Source organism: Flavobacterium gyeonganense (genome assembly GCF_029625295.1).
GTDB classification, from domain to species: domain Bacteria; phylum Bacteroidota; class Bacteroidia; order Flavobacteriales; family Flavobacteriaceae; genus Flavobacterium; species Flavobacterium gyeonganense.
In genome coordinates this window covers 2,908,517-2,927,090 of record NZ_CP121112.1, presented here as the reverse complement: position 1 = coordinate 2,927,090, position 18,574 = coordinate 2,908,517, and the positions used below count along the sequence as shown (strand labels likewise).

Annotated in this window: 17 protein-coding genes; 4 read left to right on the top strand and 13 right to left on the bottom strand. The window is 35.1% G+C overall.

The window, feature by feature from the left end; all coding sequences use genetic code 11:
* The first annotated feature begins 61 nt into the window (after positions 1 to 61).
* Positions 62 to 937, top strand: coding sequence for an ACP S-malonyltransferase (fabD, locus tag P5P89_RS12805; protein WP_278008681.1), 876 nt, complete (start codon positions 62 to 64; stop codon positions 935 to 937).
* A gap of 99 nt (positions 938 to 1,036) precedes the next feature.
* On the opposite strand, the gene P5P89_RS12800 is transcribed toward fabD, so the two are convergent.
* From P5P89_RS12800 to P5P89_RS12780, 5 genes are all read right to left on the bottom strand, one after another.
* Positions 1,037 to 1,570, bottom strand: a complete 534-nt coding sequence (locus P5P89_RS12800; RefSeq protein ID WP_278008680.1) for a YceI family protein — start codon at positions 1,568 to 1,570, stop codon at positions 1,037 to 1,039.
* Between the two features lie 251 nt (positions 1,571 to 1,821).
* A complete protein-coding gene (locus P5P89_RS12795) occupies positions 1,822 to 2,538 on the bottom strand; it encodes a pirin family protein (protein ID WP_278008679.1) in 717 nt (238 codons plus the stop codon).
* Between the two features lie 273 nt (positions 2,539 to 2,811).
* Positions 2,812 to 3,432 (bottom strand): response regulator, encoded by a 621-nt coding sequence (locus P5P89_RS12790; protein ID WP_278008678.1) that lies wholly within the window; start codon positions 3,430 to 3,432, stop codon positions 2,812 to 2,814.
* Positions 3,429 to 5,201 (bottom strand): tetratricopeptide repeat-containing sensor histidine kinase, encoded by a 1,773-nt coding sequence (locus P5P89_RS12785; protein WP_278008677.1) that lies wholly within the window; start codon positions 5,199 to 5,201, stop codon positions 3,429 to 3,431. Before P5P89_RS12785 ends, P5P89_RS12790 begins: the two co-directional genes overlap by 4 nt.
* The gene (locus tag P5P89_RS12780) at positions 5,180 to 5,551 is read right to left on the bottom strand and encodes a hypothetical protein (protein WP_278008676.1); all 372 of its coding nucleotides are present in this window, start codon (positions 5,549 to 5,551) and stop codon (positions 5,180 to 5,182) included. Before P5P89_RS12780 ends, P5P89_RS12785 begins: the two co-directional genes overlap by 22 nt.
* 14 nt (positions 5,552 to 5,565) lie before the next feature.
* Here P5P89_RS12780 and P5P89_RS12775 point away from each other — a divergent pair, with 14 nt between their 5' ends.
* Entirely contained in the window at positions 5,566 to 7,707 is a 2,142-nt protein-coding gene (locus P5P89_RS12775) for a LamG-like jellyroll fold domain-containing protein (RefSeq protein ID WP_278008674.1), read from the top strand.
* 145 nt (positions 7,708 to 7,852) lie between these two features.
* Here the strand turns inward: P5P89_RS12775 and P5P89_RS12770 are convergent, their stop codons facing one another.
* Genes P5P89_RS12770 through purT form a run of 3 tightly spaced genes read right to left on the bottom strand, consistent with a single transcriptional unit; the run spans position 7,853 to position 9,911 of the window.
* Positions 7,853 to 8,428 carry a Crp/Fnr family transcriptional regulator gene (locus P5P89_RS12770; RefSeq protein ID WP_278008673.1) on the bottom strand — a complete coding sequence of 192 codons (576 nt, stop codon included), beginning with the start codon at positions 8,426 to 8,428 and terminating at the stop codon, positions 7,853 to 7,855.
* Complete coding sequence (locus P5P89_RS12765; RefSeq protein WP_278008671.1) at positions 8,428 to 8,748, bottom strand: DUF6370 family protein; 321 nt, start codon at positions 8,746 to 8,748, stop codon at positions 8,428 to 8,430. Before P5P89_RS12765 ends, P5P89_RS12770 begins: the two co-directional genes overlap by 1 nt.
* A 2-nt stretch (positions 8,749 to 8,750) precedes the next feature.
* Positions 8,751 to 9,911, bottom strand: a complete 1,161-nt coding sequence (gene purT, locus P5P89_RS12760; protein WP_278008670.1) for a formate-dependent phosphoribosylglycinamide formyltransferase — start codon at positions 9,909 to 9,911, stop codon at positions 8,751 to 8,753.
* Positions 9,912 to 9,980: 69 nt separating this feature from the next.
* On the opposite strand from purT, the gene P5P89_RS12755 reads away from it, so the two are divergent.
* Positions 9,981 to 10,340 (top strand): hypothetical protein, encoded by a 360-nt coding sequence (locus P5P89_RS12755; RefSeq protein ID WP_278008669.1) that lies wholly within the window; start codon positions 9,981 to 9,983, stop codon positions 10,338 to 10,340.
* Positions 10,341 to 10,650: 310 nt separating this feature from the next.
* Here P5P89_RS12755 and P5P89_RS12750 read toward each other — a convergent pair whose 3' ends face one another.
* From P5P89_RS12750 to nirB, 4 genes are all read right to left on the bottom strand, one after another.
* Complete coding sequence (locus P5P89_RS12750) at positions 10,651 to 12,471, bottom strand: PAS domain-containing sensor histidine kinase (RefSeq protein ID WP_278008668.1); 1,821 nt, start codon at positions 12,469 to 12,471, stop codon at positions 10,651 to 10,653.
* Between the two features lie 62 nt (positions 12,472 to 12,533).
* Positions 12,534 to 13,118 (bottom strand): DUF4202 domain-containing protein, encoded by a 585-nt coding sequence (locus P5P89_RS12745; protein ID WP_278008666.1) that lies wholly within the window; start codon positions 13,116 to 13,118, stop codon positions 12,534 to 12,536.
* Between the two features lie 34 nt (positions 13,119 to 13,152).
* A complete protein-coding gene (gene nirD, locus P5P89_RS12740) occupies positions 13,153 to 13,530 on the bottom strand; it encodes a nitrite reductase small subunit NirD (protein WP_269234735.1) in 378 nt (125 codons plus the stop codon).
* A 254-nt stretch (positions 13,531 to 13,784) separates the two neighbouring features.
* Positions 13,785 to 16,301, bottom strand: a complete 2,517-nt coding sequence (gene nirB / locus P5P89_RS12735) for a nitrite reductase large subunit NirB (protein WP_278008663.1) — start codon at positions 16,299 to 16,301, stop codon at positions 13,785 to 13,787.
* A gap of 262 nt (positions 16,302 to 16,563) precedes the next feature.
* Here nirB and P5P89_RS12730 point away from each other — a divergent pair, with 262 nt between their 5' ends.
* Positions 16,564 to 17,343 carry an META domain-containing protein gene (locus tag P5P89_RS12730; protein WP_278008662.1) on the top strand — a complete coding sequence of 260 codons (780 nt, stop codon included), beginning with the start codon at positions 16,564 to 16,566 and terminating at the stop codon, positions 17,341 to 17,343.
* A 63-nt stretch (positions 17,344 to 17,406) separates the two neighbouring features.
* On the opposite strand, the gene P5P89_RS12725 is transcribed toward P5P89_RS12730, so the two are convergent.
* On the bottom strand, positions 17,407 to 18,540 hold the full coding sequence (locus P5P89_RS12725; protein WP_278008660.1) for a DegT/DnrJ/EryC1/StrS family aminotransferase: 1,134 nt from the start codon (positions 18,538 to 18,540) through the stop codon (positions 17,407 to 17,409).
* Between the last annotated feature and the right edge of the window lie 34 nt (positions 18,541 to 18,574).

Here is an 18,574-nt window from a genome sequence, read left to right as displayed (position 1 = left end):
TTTGCCTTTCAATTGAAACTAATTTTCAATTTCAAAAAAAACAAAAAAATAAATTAGACAAATGAAAGCATACGTATTTCCGGGTCAGGGCGCACAATTTACAGGAATGGGCAAAGACTTATATGAAACATCCCTATTAGCAAAAGAACTATTCGAAAAAGCAAATGAAATTTTAGGTTTCAGAATTACAGATATCATGTTTGAAGGCACTGCCGAAGAACTAAAAGAAACTAAAGTAACACAGCCGGCTGTTTTTTTACATTCGGTTATTCTGGCAAAAACTTTAGGTGATGATTTTAAACCTGAAATGGTGGCTGGACACTCTCTAGGAGAATTTTCTGCATTGGTTGCTAACGGAGCTTTATCTTTTGAAGATGGTTTGAAATTAGTTTCACAGCGTGCTTTGGCAATGCAAAAAGCCTGCGAAATAACACCTTCAACAATGGCAGCAGTTTTAGGACTTGCGGATAATATTGTAGAAGAAGTTTGTGCTTCTATCGACGGAGTTGTGGTTGCTGCAAATTACAACTGTCCAGGACAATTGGTAATTTCTGGAGAAACTTCAGCGGTTGAAAAAGCGTGTGAAGCAATGAAAGCTGCCGGAGCAAAACGTGCTTTGATTTTACCTGTTGGAGGTGCTTTTCACTCGCCAATGATGGAACCTGCAAGAGAAGAACTGGCAGCAGCTATTGAAGCGACTACTTTTTCAGCTCCAATTTGTCCGGTGTACCAAAACGTAACGGCAAATGCTGTTTCTGATGCTGACGAAATCAAAAAGAACTTAATTATTCAGTTAACTGCTGCTGTAAAATGGACACAGTCTGTACAGCAAATGATTGCTGACGGTGCTACTTTGTTCACAGAAGTTGGGCCTGGAAAAGTATTAGCCGGTTTAATCAACAAAATTGATAAAGAAGCTGCTACGGCGAATGCTTAAAATTTAGTTTTAAATAATAAAAGAAACCCTTCTTAAACAAAAGTTCAGGAAGGGTTTCTTATTTAAATTCTTTTGATTATGAAAAAGAATAAATAATAATTAAGCCTGTTTAGCAAATTGCAATTCAATGTTTAGTTTCACTTCTTCGCCAACCAAAACGCCACCGGTTTCAAGAGCAGAGTTCCAGTTTAGACCCCAGTCTTTACGGTTGATTTTTCCTTCGATACTCAAACCAACTTTAGTATTTCCCCATGGATCAGTCAGGATTCCGCTGAATTCTACTGGAAAAGTTACTGTTTTTGCTACACCTCTGATGTTTAAATCTCCAGTGATTTCATACTTTTCATCATTGATTTTTTTGAATGAAGAAGCTTTGAAAGTCAGTTTTGGATGATTTTCAGCATCAAAAAAATCACCGCTTTTTAAGTGATTATCCCTGTCAGCATTGGCAGTATCTATAGAAGCGATATCTCCTGAAAATTCAATTACTGCATTTTCGAAATCATCCCCTTCTGTAGTGATTGTTGCATCGTAAGTTCCAAATTTTCCTGAAACATTTGTAAACATCATGTGTTTAACTTTAAAACCAATTTCTGAGTGAGTTGGGTCAATTGACCATTTTGTAGTTGCCATAATTTTATTTTTTAAATATTAATTTCATTTTGATAAGACAAAGGTACGGTGACAGTAAGTCTAAAGCACTTAACCTAGATTAAGAAAGAAAATATAATCTTATTTGATTATGCTAACCAGAACTAAGTCTATTCATAAAATTAACCTTTCTTTTTTAGTTTTTTCAAGAAAGCAAATAAAAAAACGATAACAATCTGATTTACAGATAAATTATCGTTTTAACGTACAGGTATTATTTTTTTCTTACTGAATTAATAATTCATTGGAATGTCCATCAATAAAAACTCAGCATCTGTATTTGCTATTATGTTTAAAGTGTCAGTTCCTGAAATCCCAACAGCATCACGGGTATTTAATTCCTGACCGTTGATGGTTACGTTTCCTTTTAGGATGAAAGCATAAACGCCGTTTCCTTCTTTTTTGATTTTATATTCGGTTGAAGTTCCAGCGTCAAAATTACCCATGTTAAACCAGGCATCCTGATGAATCCAAACTCCCTCGTCATCTGCATTTGGAGACAAAATCTGAGACAATTTATTGTGTCTGTCTGCAACATTCAAAGTAATTTGCTGATAACGCGGCTCTACATTCCTTTTGTTTGGAAACAGCCAGATTTGCAACAATTTAGTCTGCTGATCTGCATTCGGGTTAAACTCACTATGCTGAATTCCGGTTCCGGCGCTCATTACCTGAACATCGCCATTTTTAATGATTTCAGTATTTCCCATACTGTCTTTGTGAGCTAAATCTCCTTCAAGCGGAATGGTAATAATTTCCATATTATCATGTGGATGCGTTCCAAATCCCATTCCTCCTGCAATCGTGTCATCGTTCAAAACACGAAGAGCTCCAAACTGAATTCTGTCCGGATTGTACCAGCTTGCAAAACTAAAGCTGTGATAAGCGTTCAACCATCCGTGATTTGCATTTCCTCTTGTTTCTGCTTTGTGCAATACTATATTTTCCATGATTTTGTGTTTTTATTAATTTATAGTACAAATTTACGGCGGTAGTAAGCAAAACGCACTTAATGTAGATTAAGAAAGGTTTTGAGATTCTGAGTTGCTAAGATTCTAAGGTTTTATATTGTGCTGATTTTCGGGAGCAGTAATTTTAGTTTTCACAAGACCTTCAGTCCTGCTATCCGCTGTATCTGTTGTTGCGAACCCCGCAACAACAGGATGCCGCTGCTATCAGGTCTAAATTAGAAATTTAATTTTCAGAAGTATGACTATATAAATCTATTTTTTACTATTCTGCATGGCCCAAATCAATAATGCATTTTTTTCTTTAGGCAAGCCTAACTTATCGATTATTTTGCTCCGGTGGCCTTCAACTGTTTTTTCAGATAAAAATAACAACTCGGCAATTTGTTTTGTAGTTTTTTGCTGCGTGATCAGTTCAATAATTTTCCTTTCAGATAATGTCAGATGTGCCAGTTCATTAGTATCATTAGGAGTATCTTTTATTAAATCATCTTTCAAAAAAATACTGATATATTCATTTCCTTTTTTTACTTCCTGAATACATTTTTCTAATTCGGTTTGAGCATGCTCTTTTAGAATATAACCATAAACCCCGTATTCTTTTGCTTTTTTATATATGGTCATTTCTTTGTGCATGGTCAGCAAAATGATTTTAGTTCTCAGTTTACTTTCCTGTATTGCTTTGGCCACGTCGAGACCATCTAGCCCTGGCATGTTAATGTCAAGAATAGCAATATCCGGTAAGTGTAATTTAATTAAATTTAGTGCCGTAATACCATTTGAACAGGTATCTTCAACTCTGTAACCATAAGATTCTACAAAGCTTTTTGTGCCCGAAAGGGTAAATGGATGGTCATCTGCAATTAATATTCTCATTGCGCTTTCTTTATTTCTATGGTAATTATTGTACCGTTTGTATTTGATGTGATAGTAGCGTGTCCGCCAATAGCCCTGCTTCGTTCAATAATATTATGCAAACCAAAGGAAGATTTACTGTTTAAAGTTTCTTCTACATTAAACCCTTTTCCATTGTCTTTAATTTCAATGATAAGACTGTTTTCGTTTTCAGTGATAGAAATTTTAGCTGCAATTGCATCAGCATATTTTATGATATTGGAAAGTGCTTCCTGCACAATACGGTAAATTTGTAATTCATCGGAAGAAGATAAAACACTGTCATAATCAATCTCGGCTGTAACCATGAAATTATTAACAGATTCTGCCCGTTCTACCATTTGGTTAATGCTTTCTTTTAACCCTATTTTATCAAACATTATAGGATGCAAATTTCTGCTGATACTGCGAATATCATTGATAATGGTGTCAATTTTTTGATTGGTAATTTCTGTTTTTTCTTCAAAGGAGTTTTTTAAACTCAACAATTCATGACTTACACTGTCATGCAGGTCGCTTGCAATACGTTTGCGTTCTTCTTCTGTTTTTTCGAGGAGTTGTTTGGTGTATAACTGGGTATTTTCTTTTTCGAGTTTTAATTTTTTTTGTTTTTGTTTCAGGTTAAATGCAAAGTTTATAAGCAATATCCCTATCAAGCTGGCACATAAAAGTGCAATTGTTGTATTTTTGTTGGTTATGGTCTGTTCTTTTATTTTTAATTCCTGTGCTTTTTTTTCAGTTTGATATTTTTTTTCAAGTTCTACTGTTTTTATCCTGGTAATTATGCTTCCTATACTATCTGCAATAATTTTCTTTTGTGATTCATAGGCTAAAGCAGTTTTATAATCTTTATTTTGAATTGCACTGTTTTGTAATACTCCATAAAGCATATTGACTTTTTCATATTGCTGATTACTTATTAAAGTGGGTAATGTTTTTTTTATATCTGCAAAATTGGAATAATTTGGATTCTTTTTTATCTCATACAATGCAGATGTTAATTTGTATTCCTGAGTTAAATCATCAGAATCTATTTCTTCAACAACAGGCTTTAAATCGTTAAGTATCTTTTTGGCTTCTGGCAACTTGTTGGCATAGATTAGATTTTCTGCCCTAAAGTCAAATATTTTTATTTTTAATATTTTACTTTCATCTTTACTACTAATAAAAGCCTGATAAACAGAGTCAATCAAGGGTCTTTGGCGTTTATCTTTTAAGTACTCGTATATCGAAATTTTATTAATCAAACCGATATAGACATTATAGGTATTGTCTATTTTTTTATAAGCTTGTATTGCTTTGTCCGCATTTTGAATAGCTCTTTTTTTATCACCAATAGCAGTATATATATTAGCATAATTGGAATAGACAAAAGCCAAACCTTTTGGATTATCTATTTTGCTGAAATATTCAAAAGATTTCTGATTGGCAAGCAAACTTAAATTTTGCTTCCCCATAATATAATAAATATAAGACAAATCGTAGTAAGCTCTTGCAATATTGTAACAGCTATTATAGTCGTCAGGTTCTAATGTAGTAATCTTTTTAAAGTACTCACATGCCTTTTTTAAATTATACTTGTCGAAATAATAATTGGCCAGATAAGCATCCACAAAAGTGGTTTTTAATTCAGGGACTTTTTGTCTGTATCTGGCGTCAAATTCTCTGACTTTAGTCATAAACTGATCATTAAAGTCATAAGAATCTGCAAGATATACACAGGCAAAATCTAAAACTTCGGCTGCTTCCAAATATTTTTTTCTTTTATTTTGTCGTTGTAATAGTTGTGAAAAACCGATAAATAATTTTTGTCCTTCTTGTAATGCTCCACTTTATGCAACCAGGCTTTTGTGGCATCTTCGTTTACTGGTACTTCTTTTTGAAATAAAACTTCATTCGTTTCATTCTTCTGACAAGAAAAAACAAACAAAACAATTGCAACAAGAAAAGCACGAAATAAATAATTGGTTTTAAACATATAACCTTTTGTTTTTTTACAAATGTATCTATTTGAACCAGTATTTGAATTATAAATAAATAATTCAGGGGTTACCCCTTGTATAAATTCGTTTGTATTTACCGCAATTTTGTAATCTAACATTTTAAAGAAAAACTATGAAAAAAATTACTCTATTAAGAAATCAAATACTTTTGTTTGCCATTGTGCTGGCTACAAATTTTTCGAGAGGACAGGTTTCAGCAAGTGCATTATCTTTTGATGGGGCCAATGATTATGTAGAATTGGGGGATATTATGCCTGCAACATATACCAAAGAAGCGTGGTTTTATTTGTCAAATTTAAGCCTTCAAAATAATCTTATTTCTGGGGGATTGGATGGACAACACGCACTGTATCCCTCTGTAGATTACGGAAACAGATTATCGGCAGGCCACAATGGTACCTGGAATGCAGTACAGGATCCAAATCCAATTATAGCCAATACATGGTATCACGTTGCTTTGACTTATGATGCGGCAACTACGACGATGAAAATGTATAAAAATGGTGTTTTAGTAGCAACCAATACTAATGTACCTCCTTTTAATGGCGGAAACGCTGCGCGTCTTGGTGCATTTGATACTGGAAATTTACTTGGAGGAAAATTAGATGAAGTACGTATCTGGAACAGAGTGTTACCTGAATGTGAAATTCAAAATAATATGAACAGCGAACTTTCTGCAGACCAAGTAGGATTGGTAGCTTATTACAAATGCAACCAGGGTATTGACTCTGCAGATAATACCGCAATTACTACCCTGACAGATGCTAGTGGAAATAATAATACCGGTACATTAAACGGATTTGCCTTAAGCGGGTCTAATTCAAACTGGGTTTCGCCAGGGGGTGTTGTTACAGGAACAATGAGTCCGGAACAATTGTCGGTTACAAGTCCGCAAGTTTTTTGTACGGCAGCTACAGTTGCTGATTTAACGGCTACAGGAATCGGTATCAAATGGTATTCTTCATTGGCATCAGTAAACGAATTGATTGCCACAACGGCATTGACATCAGGAACAACCTATTATGTTTCGCAAACTATTGGTAGCTGCGAAAGTCCAAGAAGAGCGGTTGTTGTGACGATAAACACAACTCCGGCACCTACAGCCACTAGTACACAAGCTTTTAATAAAGATGCTACGGTTGCCAATCTTACAGCAACAGGAACCGACTTAAAATGGTATGCAGATCCTACAGGAGGAACACCTTTGGCAAATTCAACTCCAATAACGGGCGGCACTTATTATGTTTCTCAGACGGTTTCAGGTTGCGAAAGCTCAAGATTGGCTGTTCAGGTAAACCTTAATGCATCGGCATTGGATTTTGATGGAATAGATGACAAAGTAAATTGCGACACCGCTATTTCTACAACATTGAGTGATACCAATAAATTAACCGTTGAGGCATGGATCAAAACAACCAGAGATTCAAATGTAGAAACTATTGTTTCCAATCACGGTAACGGATCTTCAACTCAATTCGATTTACGTACCGTTAATGGTGAATTTGATTGTTTCATTGGTTTTGGTAGTTACGTAGTTACAGGAGGAACAGTTATACCAGACACATGGCAACATGTAGCGATGGTGTTTGATGGCACCTCTGTAACACTGTATGTTGATGGAGTAAATGTTGGTACCACACCAACTCCATCCAATTATAATTTGCCAACAAGCGTGGCACCAATGATATTAGGATATAATGGCTATGGAGAAATTTTTAAGGGACAAATGGATGAAGTTCGTATTTGGAACAAAGCTTTGACTCAAACTGAAATTCAAAATAACAGGAATTGCGAACTAGGGCCAGGACAAACTAATTTATTGGCGTATTACCAATTTAACCAAGGTCTTGATAATAGGAACAATTCAACAGTAACCACAGTCTCAGATGCCAGCAACAATGCCAACATGGGAATATTAGATGGTTTTACACTTACAGGAAATACCTCTAACTGGACTGCAACCAGTATCGTGACAACAGGAAATACCTGTTCGACTAATTTAAATAACGATCATTTTGAATTTTCATCAAAAACAGCGGTCTATCCTAACCCGTCAAGTGGCATATTCTCTTTAAATACTGATGCACGTGCCGCTATTGTAGTATATGATCTGAATGGAAAAATCATTAAATCGGAAAATATTAATACAGGAAATACCAATTTGAATTTAAATAGCTCTCCTAATGGAATTTATTTATTGAAAATAACTCATGATAACAATCAGGTTGAAACCATCAAACTGATAAAAAAATAACATAAAAACTGTTTGAAAAAAAGACTTCTTCATTTAAGAAGTCTTTTTTTGTTTATAAAAATCAATAAATAACGATTGGAGAATTATATTTGACCGCATTGAAATTTAAAATCCCTGAAATCAATTTTATTCAATGATATAAAGCTTACTTCTTCAAAAGCCTGGCTTTCATTTTACTAAAAAATTCCGGTGTCACACCAATAAAAGAAGCGATTTGTTTTTGTGGCACTTTATGAACCAGAGTGCCGTATTTGGCGCAGAATTTCTCGAAGCGTTCTTCAGCAGGTAAACTCAAGTTATCCATTAATCTTTGCTGATTGGCAACTAATGAATTTTCAATCAAAATCCTGAAATAACGTTCCAGGTTCGGAATTTCAAGATACAATTGTTCCTGATTTTCTTTGGATAACGAAACAACCTCGGCTTCCTCCAGAACTTCAATAAAAAGCTGTCCTGGCTTTTGCGAAAAATAACTGTACATATCGCTCATCCACCACCCTTCACAGGCGAAAGAAAGAACGTGTTCTACAATATTATCGTTTATATTGAAACTTCTTAAAATTCCCGAATTGACAAAATAGGAATGTTTGCAGACCTCGCCGGCGTTTAATAAAATCGTTTTGGCTTTGTAAGTGTTCGTTTCTAATTTGGACAGAAAAAGTGCCTGTTCTTCCGGAGTCAGCGAAACATGTTTGTCAATATTTTCAAGAATCAATGTCATTATTTTTTTTCCTCTATTAGTTTAAATGAAGTTGCTTTGAATCTATTGTTCACGATTTCTCCGGTAACTAAAGCTTTGCTGATGGCATTGCAAAAGCCTTTTTCAGCGTGAGCATCTCCGTGATCATGAATGGTTGTTCCGTCTACAAAATAGCTTTTCCCGTCAATGCGAACGGCTAAATCACAGCTTTTACCTTTCATTGCGAATTGGCATTCTCCGCAGGAAGCTTCTACTATGGTTGGTTTATCAAATTTCTTTTTGCTTTGAGCCTGAACAGCAATTCCAATGAAAAGGAAAGTTGCTAATAAAATATTTTTCATAATTAAGAATTTACAGTTATTAATTTCGCCGTTTCTTTGGCGCGTTCTGTTACTTCATTGATTGGAGTCGAAAGCGAATCATGACTTAAAACGACTCCCATTCTTCGGTAAGGTCTTGAACTTGGTTTCCCAAAAATCCTGAAATCAGTTTTAGGTAAAGCGGCTACTTTTTCGATTCCGGTAAATGTTGGATTTACAGAATCTTCTGAGGCTAAAATTACGGCACTTGCCCCCGCTTTTTCTAAAGTAATTTCGAAAATAGGAAGACTTAAAATTGCCCGTAAATGCAATTCGAATTCGTTGAAATTCTGCGTTCCGGCTAAAGTTACCATTCCGGTATCGTGCGGACGCGGAGAAAGTTCAGAGAAATAAACGCCTTCGTTAGTCAGGAAAAATTCAACACCAAAAAGTCCGGCGCCACCAAGCGCTTCGGTAATTTTTTCTGCCATATCCTGCGCTTCGTACAAATCTTTTTCTGAAACCAAAGCCGGCTGCCAGCTTTCCTGATAATCGCCTCTTTCCTGTCGGTGTCCGATTGGAGCACAAAACAGCGTTGGATTATTATTTTGAGTAATGGTTAAAAGTGTAATTTCAGAATTGAAATCTACAAAAGCTTCTACAATCACTTCAATGACATCACCACGGGAACCTGCAACAGCATATTCCCAGGCTTTTAAAATATCTTCTTCAGATTTGATTGTCGATTGTCCTTTTCCGGAAGATGACATCAAAGGTTTTACCACACAAGGAATTCCGACTTCTCCAACTGCTTTTTGAAGTTCTTCGGCAGAAGTAGCATACTCATATTTTGCAGTTTTTAAACCTAATTCTTTTGCTGCTAAATCACGAATGGCTTTACGATTCATGGTAAAGTTGGCCGCTTTCGCTGAAGGAACAACGGTAATTCCTTGTTTTTCATAATCGTAAAAACGTTCGGTTCGAATGGCTTCTATTTCGGGAACAATAAAATCCGGTTTATGTTTGGCTACGATTCGGTCCAAGGCTTCGCCGTCGAGCATATTGATGACTTCAAAACCATGAGCAACCTGCATCGCCGGTGCATTTTCGTAACTGTCTACTGCAATTATGGTTTGTCCGATTCGTTGTGCTGCAATGACAAACTCTTTGCCTAATTCACCTGAACCAAGGAGTAATATCTTCATTTTTTGAGATTGAGTTATTCTATAAACAAAAATAGTTATTTTTATTATTTATTAGATTATTATAAAATTATGAGTTTAAAACAACCTCACAAAAATAGAGTTGATGAAGACCAAATACAATATGCAGAATGGGATGACGATGGCTATCGTAAGGTAATGTATAATCAAAGCCTTTTTTCAGGATATTTGGTATTAGATCGAAATGCTAATGGTTCTGTAGAATTTGAAAAAGAATATAAAAATGGTAGTCATTTAGGATGGGATAATGAATATGATCAAAACGAACAACTCATATATACATCTTTAACAGTGGGAGAAACCTCTTTGGCTTTTTATGAATACGATTCCGATGGTAATCAAATAGGAGGAGGAAAATTAACAGATGAAGGTTATTACCAAAAAATGGTAGATAGGTATAATTTAGATTAGAAATTTAATTTTTAGATAAAGTAACCATACAGCTTGTCATTTCGACCGAAGGGAGAAATCACACTAGAAGCTCTACAAAGATTGGTGATTTACTTTACGGAATCCCGCGTGAGATTTCTCGTTCCTCGAAATGACAAGATTGAGGGAATTGTAATCGTAAAGTTCTTATGAAACCGTTTGCGTGAGGGATAGAAGTGGAAAGCCCACAGCCTGACGAAGGAAGAGCGAGGACTTGGAGCGGATAGCCCGACCCTTGTGGTCACGCCAAAATAAAAATTTAACTTTTATAATTGACACATTTCTAAATTATCTAATTTTCTAATTTAGAAATCGGAATATTAAACGTAATTCTCGTTCCTTCTCCCAAAATAGAATTTATAAATACACGGCCGTTGATATATTGAATCCTTTCATTCATAAATAACAAGCCCATTCCGGACTCACTGTTTCGCTTTTTATCAACTGCTGTTTTGTCAAAACCTTTTCCGTTGTCATCAACAATGATACTTAACAATGTTTCACTATGAGAAAGCTGCACAATAATATGGGTTGATTCTGCATATTTTATCGCATTATTAATTGCTTCCTGAGTCAGACGGTAAATATTTATTTCAATCAAAGAGTCTAAACGCTGGTCAAAATCGGTTTTGTTATAAAATAAAATTTCCTTTCCTGTAAGTTTAGATAGTTCCTGAGTCAATTTTGCAATTGAAGAAACTATTCCATGATCGCTTAATTCAGGCGGCATTAAATTAAAAGTTGCAGTACGGACACCTTTGATAATATCAAGTGATAATTTTTTCAGGTATTCTATTTTCTGTGCCGATTTTTCTTTGTCATCAAGATTAATACTCTCCAGGCTAAATTTCAATCCGGTCAGCATCTGCCCTATTCCGTCATGAATTTCTTTCGCAATACGATTTTGTTCGTTTTCCTGATTTTCTACAATTTTACTCGAAATAATCTTTTGCTGATTGATTTTTTCGGTACTGTTTTCAATATTCAGACGCTCTACTTCGCGTTGTGCTTTTTTACGTTCGGTAATATTGAAACACACAATCAAAAGTTCCAGCTCATCCTTTTTAATCATTACCGGAACCATGGATAAATCAAGCCAGATCGTCTGATCTTCCCTGCTGTGAATTTTGATTTCGCCCTGCCAGCCACTTCTTTGTTTTTCAAAAATAATACGGTCGATATTACGCTGTTCTTTTTCATCAGTCGTTAAAATCTGTGAAAAAGTTTTATTCGAAGAAAATTTGGTATAATTTAAAAGTTTGGCAAATTTTTCACCTACGTGAATGATAGAGCCGTCGGGTGCAATACGGCAATAAAGAAGGGTGTTTTCCATCGCATAATTCAGCGATTTCAGCTCTTTTACCGAATTTTCTTTTATTTCACTGATGATTTCGGTGTCATAAGCAAGCTTTAAGGCCTTCTTTTCAGAAGATAAAAGTTTAGCTATAAGTTTTTCAATTTTTTTATTGGTAGGCTTAAAGATAAAAAAGAATTCCAGAATCAGGACTAGCAATGTAAACCCGAAAATCCAATATTCCGTTTTGCGCTGTTCTGTTACTTTTTCATGTGCTTCTTTATCGTATTGGGTTACAATTTCATTCATTTTCGAAAGAAAGATTCCTTCGTTTTTTAGAATTTCCTGTACCAGTTTTTGATTGTCGTAGCTGTTCTTTTTTTGTTCCAGATTTAAAAGAAACAGATTCACCGATTCCACTATAGTATTGAAGCTCGGTTTTATTTCGGCGTATAACTTAGACAGGGCTTCACTTTTTTCTTTCGGAAAAGCAAGGCTGTCACTGCCATTTTCTAATGCACTCTGATTGGTTTTCCAAAGTGCTAAAACATTTCGAACATGTGCAATTTCTTTCTTTGGAGAGGTATCCGAAACAAAATTTAAAATTAAAACTTCTTTGGTAATTCTTTGACTCAGCATTCTTTGCTTTCCTGAAATATTGATAATTTTAGAATCGCTGAGCTGCTGTTTTAAGTTGTACTGAATTAAAAGCTGGCTTAAAATAATGGTTATAGCAATAGTCCAGAGTGCAAAAAAATACAAACGTCGTAGATTTTTGAAAGTAATTTTTTCCGCTACTTCCTGATTGCCTTTTTTCATTCGAAGCTTCTATTTGTTATAGCGGAAATGGAATTTGCTTCCGCTAATTTCATAAAATCAGATTATAATCCCAAAGATGCTTTTATCAAGTTTAAGTTCTCTTCGGAGTAGTTGATTTTTAAGGCTTCCTGATGTCCTTTTTCAGACATTTTATCCCAGGTTTTTTTGATGATATTTTTTAGTTTTTCATCATCATGCTTTTCAACAAACGGCTCTAAGTAATAATCTAAGAATACCAGACAAATTACATCTTCCAGCAATTGGGTTTCGGCATCTTTTTTAAGTAATTTTTTTTCAATTAGAAAGGACACACGATCAATAAAAGATTGCTCATACCCCGCTCTTTCCAGAATTTCAGCAGTAGTTTTGGCATGAAATTTTTTCAGGTCTTCTCTCCATCTCAAATACCCTACACGATCCATTGGGTAGGATTCGCGTGCTACTTTCCAACGGCAGATGTGCTGTGCTTTTGATGCAATCTGAACTTCTTCTGAAGCTTCAGGGCAAAACTCCATCAGTTTTTCATACATCCTGTTTGAGTACAACAACTCTTTTGGATATTCAACATTCTGATCGGTTTCTATGTTTGGATCCTGAGCATTTTCGGCATCAATCCACTCACTTGCTTTCTGAAAAGGTGTACTCATTTTTTATTGAAAATATATTTTCAAATATACATAATTAATCTAAAAAGCCAACGAATACTTCGTCTTCAACAATTTTAACAGGATAGGTTGCAATTTTTAAATCATCGCCATTCAGATTGGAACCATCAACTAATGAAAAGGTTTTTTTATGCATTGGACAGGCAATTTTAGGAATATCATCAGCAGATCCGGTCATCCCTCTTGACAATACCATTTCCATTTTATGCGGACAGGCGTTTTGACAAGCATACCATTCATTTCGGCGTGCAAAATTAAAAACGGCAATTTGTTTGTTTTTGTATTTGATGCAACCGCCACGGTTAGTTGGAAAATCGCTCACATTGCCGGCTTTGAACCATATTTTAGCATCGCTTGGATGCACTGTTTCGTATTGGTTTAAAATTTCTTCCATTTTGGTTGTATTTATAATCTGTATTCTTATCCCTCTTTTTACAATCAAGAGAGTTTGATGGCGCAGTAAAAAAGAGGGTAAGAGGACAGCAAACGTTAATTCTGTTTTTTAAACTTTTTTAAACACACAGAAACATAGATTTTAATCATTGGAAAAGGAACTCAAAAGAAAATGGTTTCTGATACATAACTATTTGTATAATAAATGTCTTTTTGAGTTTATAAAATCTATGTTTCTATGCGTTAAATATTAAATTATGACCATGCTTTTGGCATTTTTTGATCTCTTAAAGGAACGAAAGCGATATTATCGTCTTTTTCATCAGAGTTCACGAAGTGACTGAAACGTTTCAGCAATCTTGGATTCTCAATAGCCTGTTTCCATTCACATTCAAATGTATTTACCAAAGTCTGCATTTCGGCTTCTAAAGTTTCGCAAATACCTAAACTGTCTTCGATAATTACTTCTTTTAAATAATCTAAACCTCCATCCAGTTTTTCAAGCCAGGTTGATGTTCTGATTAGCGGACCAGCAGTACGGATATAGTACATTAAAAATCGATCCATATATTTAATAACTGTTTCTTTGTCAATTTGCTCAGCCAGTAAAACTGCATGTTTTGGATTGGCTCCACCGTTTCCGGCAATATAAAGGTTCCAGCCTCCTTCTACAGCAATTAAACCAAAATCCTTACCTCGGGCCTCGGCACACTCGCGTATACAGGCCGAAACACCACCTTTTAGTTTATGCGGAGAACGAATTCCTTTATATCTGTTTTCTAATTCGATTGCAAAACCGGCACTATCGTCCATTCCGTAACGACACCATGCGTTTCCAACACAACTTTTTACAGCTCTTAATGATTTTCCATAAGCGTGACCACTTTCAAAACCATTATCGATTAATACTTTCCAGATTTTAGGAAGATCATCTAAATGTGCTCCAAATAAATCGACACGCTGAGCCCCTGTTATTTTGGTGTATAAATCAAATTGTTTGGCTACTTCTCCAATTACGATTAATTTCTCAGCCGTAATTTCTCCTCCGGCAACCCTTGGCACCACAGAATAAGTTCCGTTTCTTTGAATGTTCGCCAAAAATCTGTCGTTTGTATCCTGAGTCGTAACGTGTTTATTTGCTGTATCGTTGTAAATACTTGAGAAAACAGAAGCAATTACAGGCTTACAAACCTCACACCCATCACCTTTTCCGTGATGATCGATTACATCATAAAAATTATTGTATTTATTGATTTTAACTAAATCAAACAACTCCTGACGTGTATAGTTAAAGTGTTCGCAGATCACATCTTTTACTTCTTTACCCATAGATTTCTGAGCTGCTTTTACCAAGTCAGAAACCATTGGTTTACATCCTCCACAACCAGAAGTTGCTTTGGTCAGTTTTACAACATCTGAAAAACTGGAACAGGTTTCATCTAGAATAGAACAGCAAATGGCGCCTTTAGTTACATTTTCACAAGAACAAATTACAGCAGTGTCAGGCAAATCCATTGCTCCCACAGCCGAGCTTTCAGAGCCGTCTCTTGATCCTAAAATCAAATCTTCAGGATTTTTCGGCAAGGCCATTCCGTTGTTGTAAATCTGGAAAAGTGAATTATAATCACTTGAATCACCCACTAAAATTCCGCCCAATAAAGTTTTAGAATCTTTAGTTACATTAATTCTTTTATAAACTCCTGATAATTTATTTTCATAAATAATAGCGGTTACCTCATCATTTTCGATAAAAGGATCACCAAAACTCGCCACTTCAACACCAATCAATTTCAATTGTGTCGACATATCGATGGTTTCTCTCATGGTTTTAGAACCAGAACCATTTAATATTTGCTCTGCAGCAACATCGGCCATTTCATAACCAGGAGCTACAAGACCATAAATATTTTGATTATAAAGCGCCACTTCTCCGATAGCAAAAATAGAAGGATCTGATGTTTGCATTTGATTGTTTACAACAACTCCGCCGCGCAAACCAACTTCAAGTCCCGAAACTCTGGCCAGCTCATCACGCGGTTTGATTCCGGCAGAAATAACCAACATATCTACTTTTAATAACTCATCATCGGCAAACATCATTCCCGTTATGCATTCTTTTCCATCAATATACTGAGTCGCTTTATTAAGATGGATTCCAATATTTAGTTCTTCGATTTTTGACTGCAGCATATCACTGGCACCTTTGTCCAATTGTCTTGGCATCAAACGGGGAGCAAATTCCACAACATGAGGATTCAGTCCTAAATCACGAACTGCTTTTGCAGCTTCCAGACCTAACAAACCTCCCCCTAAAACAGCAGCTTCAGTAGCACCTTTTTGTTTTATTTTTTTAGCATACAACATAATTGCATCCAGATCCTCAATGGTACGGTATACAAAAACACCTTCTTTTTCTACCCCGTCAATTGGAGGAACAAATGCTGACGATCCAGTCGCAAGGACTAAGTAATCGTACTTATGCGTTTTTTCTAAATGCGTATGAATTGTTTTTTCTTCTCTGTTAATATCAGTAACTAACTCAGAAGTGTTTAAAGTAATATTATTATCTGCGTACCATTCACTTGTCGACAATGACAAATCATCAGCCGTCTTGCCTCCAAAGTATTCACTTAAGTGAACACGATCATAAGCACGCCTCGGCTCTTCTCCAAATACGGTAATCTGATAATTCTCCTGTCCCGATTTTGCTATAAATTTTTCACAGAATTTATAACCTACCATCCCGTTTCCAACTACTATTACTTTAATCATGATTTCTTTAATTAAGTATTACTACGCAAATATAAGTATAAATACTTATATAAAATACTTATTTACGTATTTTTTTATTAAATAGAATTTTTCTAAATACGTAGTTTACCATACATCATATAAGTAAACAGATTTATCAACTTATAAGCATTTAATAAATCATTTATCTGTACCATTTTTATTAAATTTGAGTATATGCCGCCATATAAATATTTAGTCCTTAGCATAGTTTGGCAAAACCTTTGAATCTAAATCACGTCTCATGAAAAAGTACTTCAATATATTTATCGCATTCTGTTTCTTATATAGCTGTAAATCCATACCCCTTAAAGATTCAAATTCAGATACCGCTTACGCAAACTCATTAGAAGAAGAGATTACAACTTATTTTAGAGCGACCGGAAACGAACCTTTTTGGGAATTAAAAATTGGAAAAGAAAAAATTGTATTCACCTCATTAATACAAGGAAAAGAAAAGCTTATTTTTTTATCCGTTAAATCCATCAGGGCAATGGACGCTAATATTAAAACATACAAAGCCGGCAATGGAGAATCAAATATTATAGTTTCTATACAGCAAATTGAATGTCAAAATTCTATGTCTGGTATAATTTCTCCTTATAAAGTTTCTATTGAAATCAAGAATAGTACAGAAACCACGTTTCAAAAAATAGAAGGATGTGGAAAATACATTACGGATTATCGCTTACATGACATTTGGGTTTTAGAAGAGTTAAAAGGAAATAAAGTTTTTGCAGCAGATTTTCAAAAAGAATTACCTCGACTTGAGATTTATGCAGAAGACAACAGATTTATTGGATTTAGTGGCTGTAACTCAATTAGCGGAAGTTTGTTTTTTGAAAAAGACTTGCTTAGATTCAACAACATCATTTCAACTTTAATGGCGTGTACGAAAAAAAATAACAAAGAAGATAAGTTTATTAAAGCACTCCAAAGTACTACTACTTATTCGATTAAAAACAATCGGCTTTCACTTTCCAGCCCTTCAGGAAAACTTTTGGTATTTAAGAAAGTAGATTAAAGCAAAAAACCCAAATCATCTAAAAAAGGCGATTTGGGTTTTATTTATTTTAAAAAATTAAAATTATTTAGCCAGAAATTCTAAAACAGAATCCGTAATAAATTTAATTTGCTCATCATCAAGTTCAGTGTGCATTGGTAATGCGATTACCTCTTTTACCAATTGATTCGTTACCGGAAATTGTTCTTCTTTATAACGTGAATCAGCATAAGCTTTCTGAGAATGTAATGGAATCGGATAATAGATTGCGCATGGAATCCCTTTGTCCAATAAATACTGCATCAGTGCATTTCGGTCTGCATCTAGGATTCTTAACACATATTGATGAAAAACGTGATTATTTTCATTTGCATCAAATTCAGGTGCAACAATCTTCTCATTTCCGGCAAACGCTGCATTATATTTACTTGCTGCTAAACGTCGTGCCGAATTGTATTCATCCAAAAGAGGCAGTTTTGCATTTAAAACACCTGCCTGAATACTATCCAAACGCGAATTAACCCCAACAACATCATGGTGGTAACGCTCATACATTCCATGATTTACAATTCCGCGGATGATATGTGCCAATTTATCATCGTTGGTAAAAATTGCTCCTCCATCTCCGTAACAACCTAAGTTTTTAGACGGGAAAAAAGATGTTGCCGCAACGTGACCAATAGCCCCTACTTTACTTTTTGCACCTGATTTAGAAACATAATCAGCACCAATTGCCTGTGCATTATCTTCAATTACATATAAATTATGTTCAGCCGCAATTTCCATAATTGCATCCATATTAGCGGCACGTCCGAATAGATGAACAGGAACAATTGCTTTTGTTTTTGGTGTGATGGCTTTTTTAACAGCGTCAATATCGATATTCATATTATGCAAATCAACATCTACCAAAACCGGTGTCAACTGCAGCAAAGCAATAACTTCAACCGTTGCTGCAAAAGTAAAATCCGCCGTAATAACTTCGTCACCTGGTTTCAAATCCAGTCCCATCATAGCAATCTGCAATGCATCCGTTCCGTTTGCACAGGGAATAACATGTTTTACCCCTAAGTAATTTTCAAGATTTTTCTGGAACTGATGAACCAAAGGGCCATTTATATAAGTATTCGTATCTAAAACTTCCTGAATTGAAGCATCAACAGTAGATTTTATCTTTTCGTATTGACTTTTTAAGTCAACCATTTGAATTTTTTTCATTTATCTTCTTATTTAAATCTGAAGATTCGGATTT

Coding starts and splice junctions, on each gene's coding strand:
- P5P89_RS12790 (WP_278008678.1), bottom strand. CDS start 3,432: ATGAGAATATTAATTGCAGATGACCATCCATTTACCCTTTCGGGCACA.
- P5P89_RS12795 (WP_278008679.1), bottom strand. CDS start 2,538: ATGGAAAATATAGTATTGCACAAAGCAGAAACAAGAGGAAATGCAAAT.
- nirB (WP_278008663.1), bottom strand. CDS start 16,301: ATGATTAAAGTAATAGTAGTTGGAAACGGGATGGTAGGTTATAAATTC.
- P5P89_RS12725 (WP_278008660.1), bottom strand. CDS start 18,540: ATGAAAAAAATTCAAATGGTTGACTTAAAAAGTCAATACGAAAAGATA.
- P5P89_RS12770 (WP_278008673.1), bottom strand. CDS start 8,428: ATGACATTGATTCTTGAAAATATTGACAAACATGTTTCGCTGACTCCG.
- P5P89_RS12780 (WP_278008676.1), bottom strand. CDS start 5,551: ATGTTAGATTACAAAATTGCGGTAAATACAAACGAATTTATACAAGGG.
- P5P89_RS12745 (WP_278008666.1), bottom strand. CDS start 13,118: ATGAGTACACCTTTTCAGAAAGCAAGTGAGTGGATTGATGCCGAAAAT.
- P5P89_RS12765 (WP_278008671.1), bottom strand. CDS start 8,748: ATGAAAAATATTTTATTAGCAACTTTCCTTTTCATTGGAATTGCTGTT.
- purT (WP_278008670.1), bottom strand. CDS start 9,911: ATGAAGATATTACTCCTTGGTTCAGGTGAATTAGGCAAAGAGTTTGTC.
- P5P89_RS12775 (WP_278008674.1), top strand. CDS start 5,566: ATGAAAAAAATTACTCTATTAAGAAATCAAATACTTTTGTTTGCCATT.
- P5P89_RS12750 (WP_278008668.1), bottom strand. CDS start 12,471: ATGAAAAAAGGCAATCAGGAAGTAGCGGAAAAAATTACTTTCAAAAAT.
- fabD (WP_278008681.1), top strand. CDS start 62: ATGAAAGCATACGTATTTCCGGGTCAGGGCGCACAATTTACAGGAATG.
- P5P89_RS12800 (WP_278008680.1), bottom strand. CDS start 1,570: ATGGCAACTACAAAATGGTCAATTGACCCAACTCACTCAGAAATTGGT.
- P5P89_RS12730 (WP_278008662.1), top strand. CDS start 16,564: ATGAAAAAGTACTTCAATATATTTATCGCATTCTGTTTCTTATATAGC.
- nirD (WP_269234735.1), bottom strand. CDS start 13,530: ATGGAAGAAATTTTAAACCAATACGAAACAGTGCATCCAAGCGATGCT.
- P5P89_RS12755 (WP_278008669.1), top strand. CDS start 9,981: ATGAGTTTAAAACAACCTCACAAAAATAGAGTTGATGAAGACCAAATA.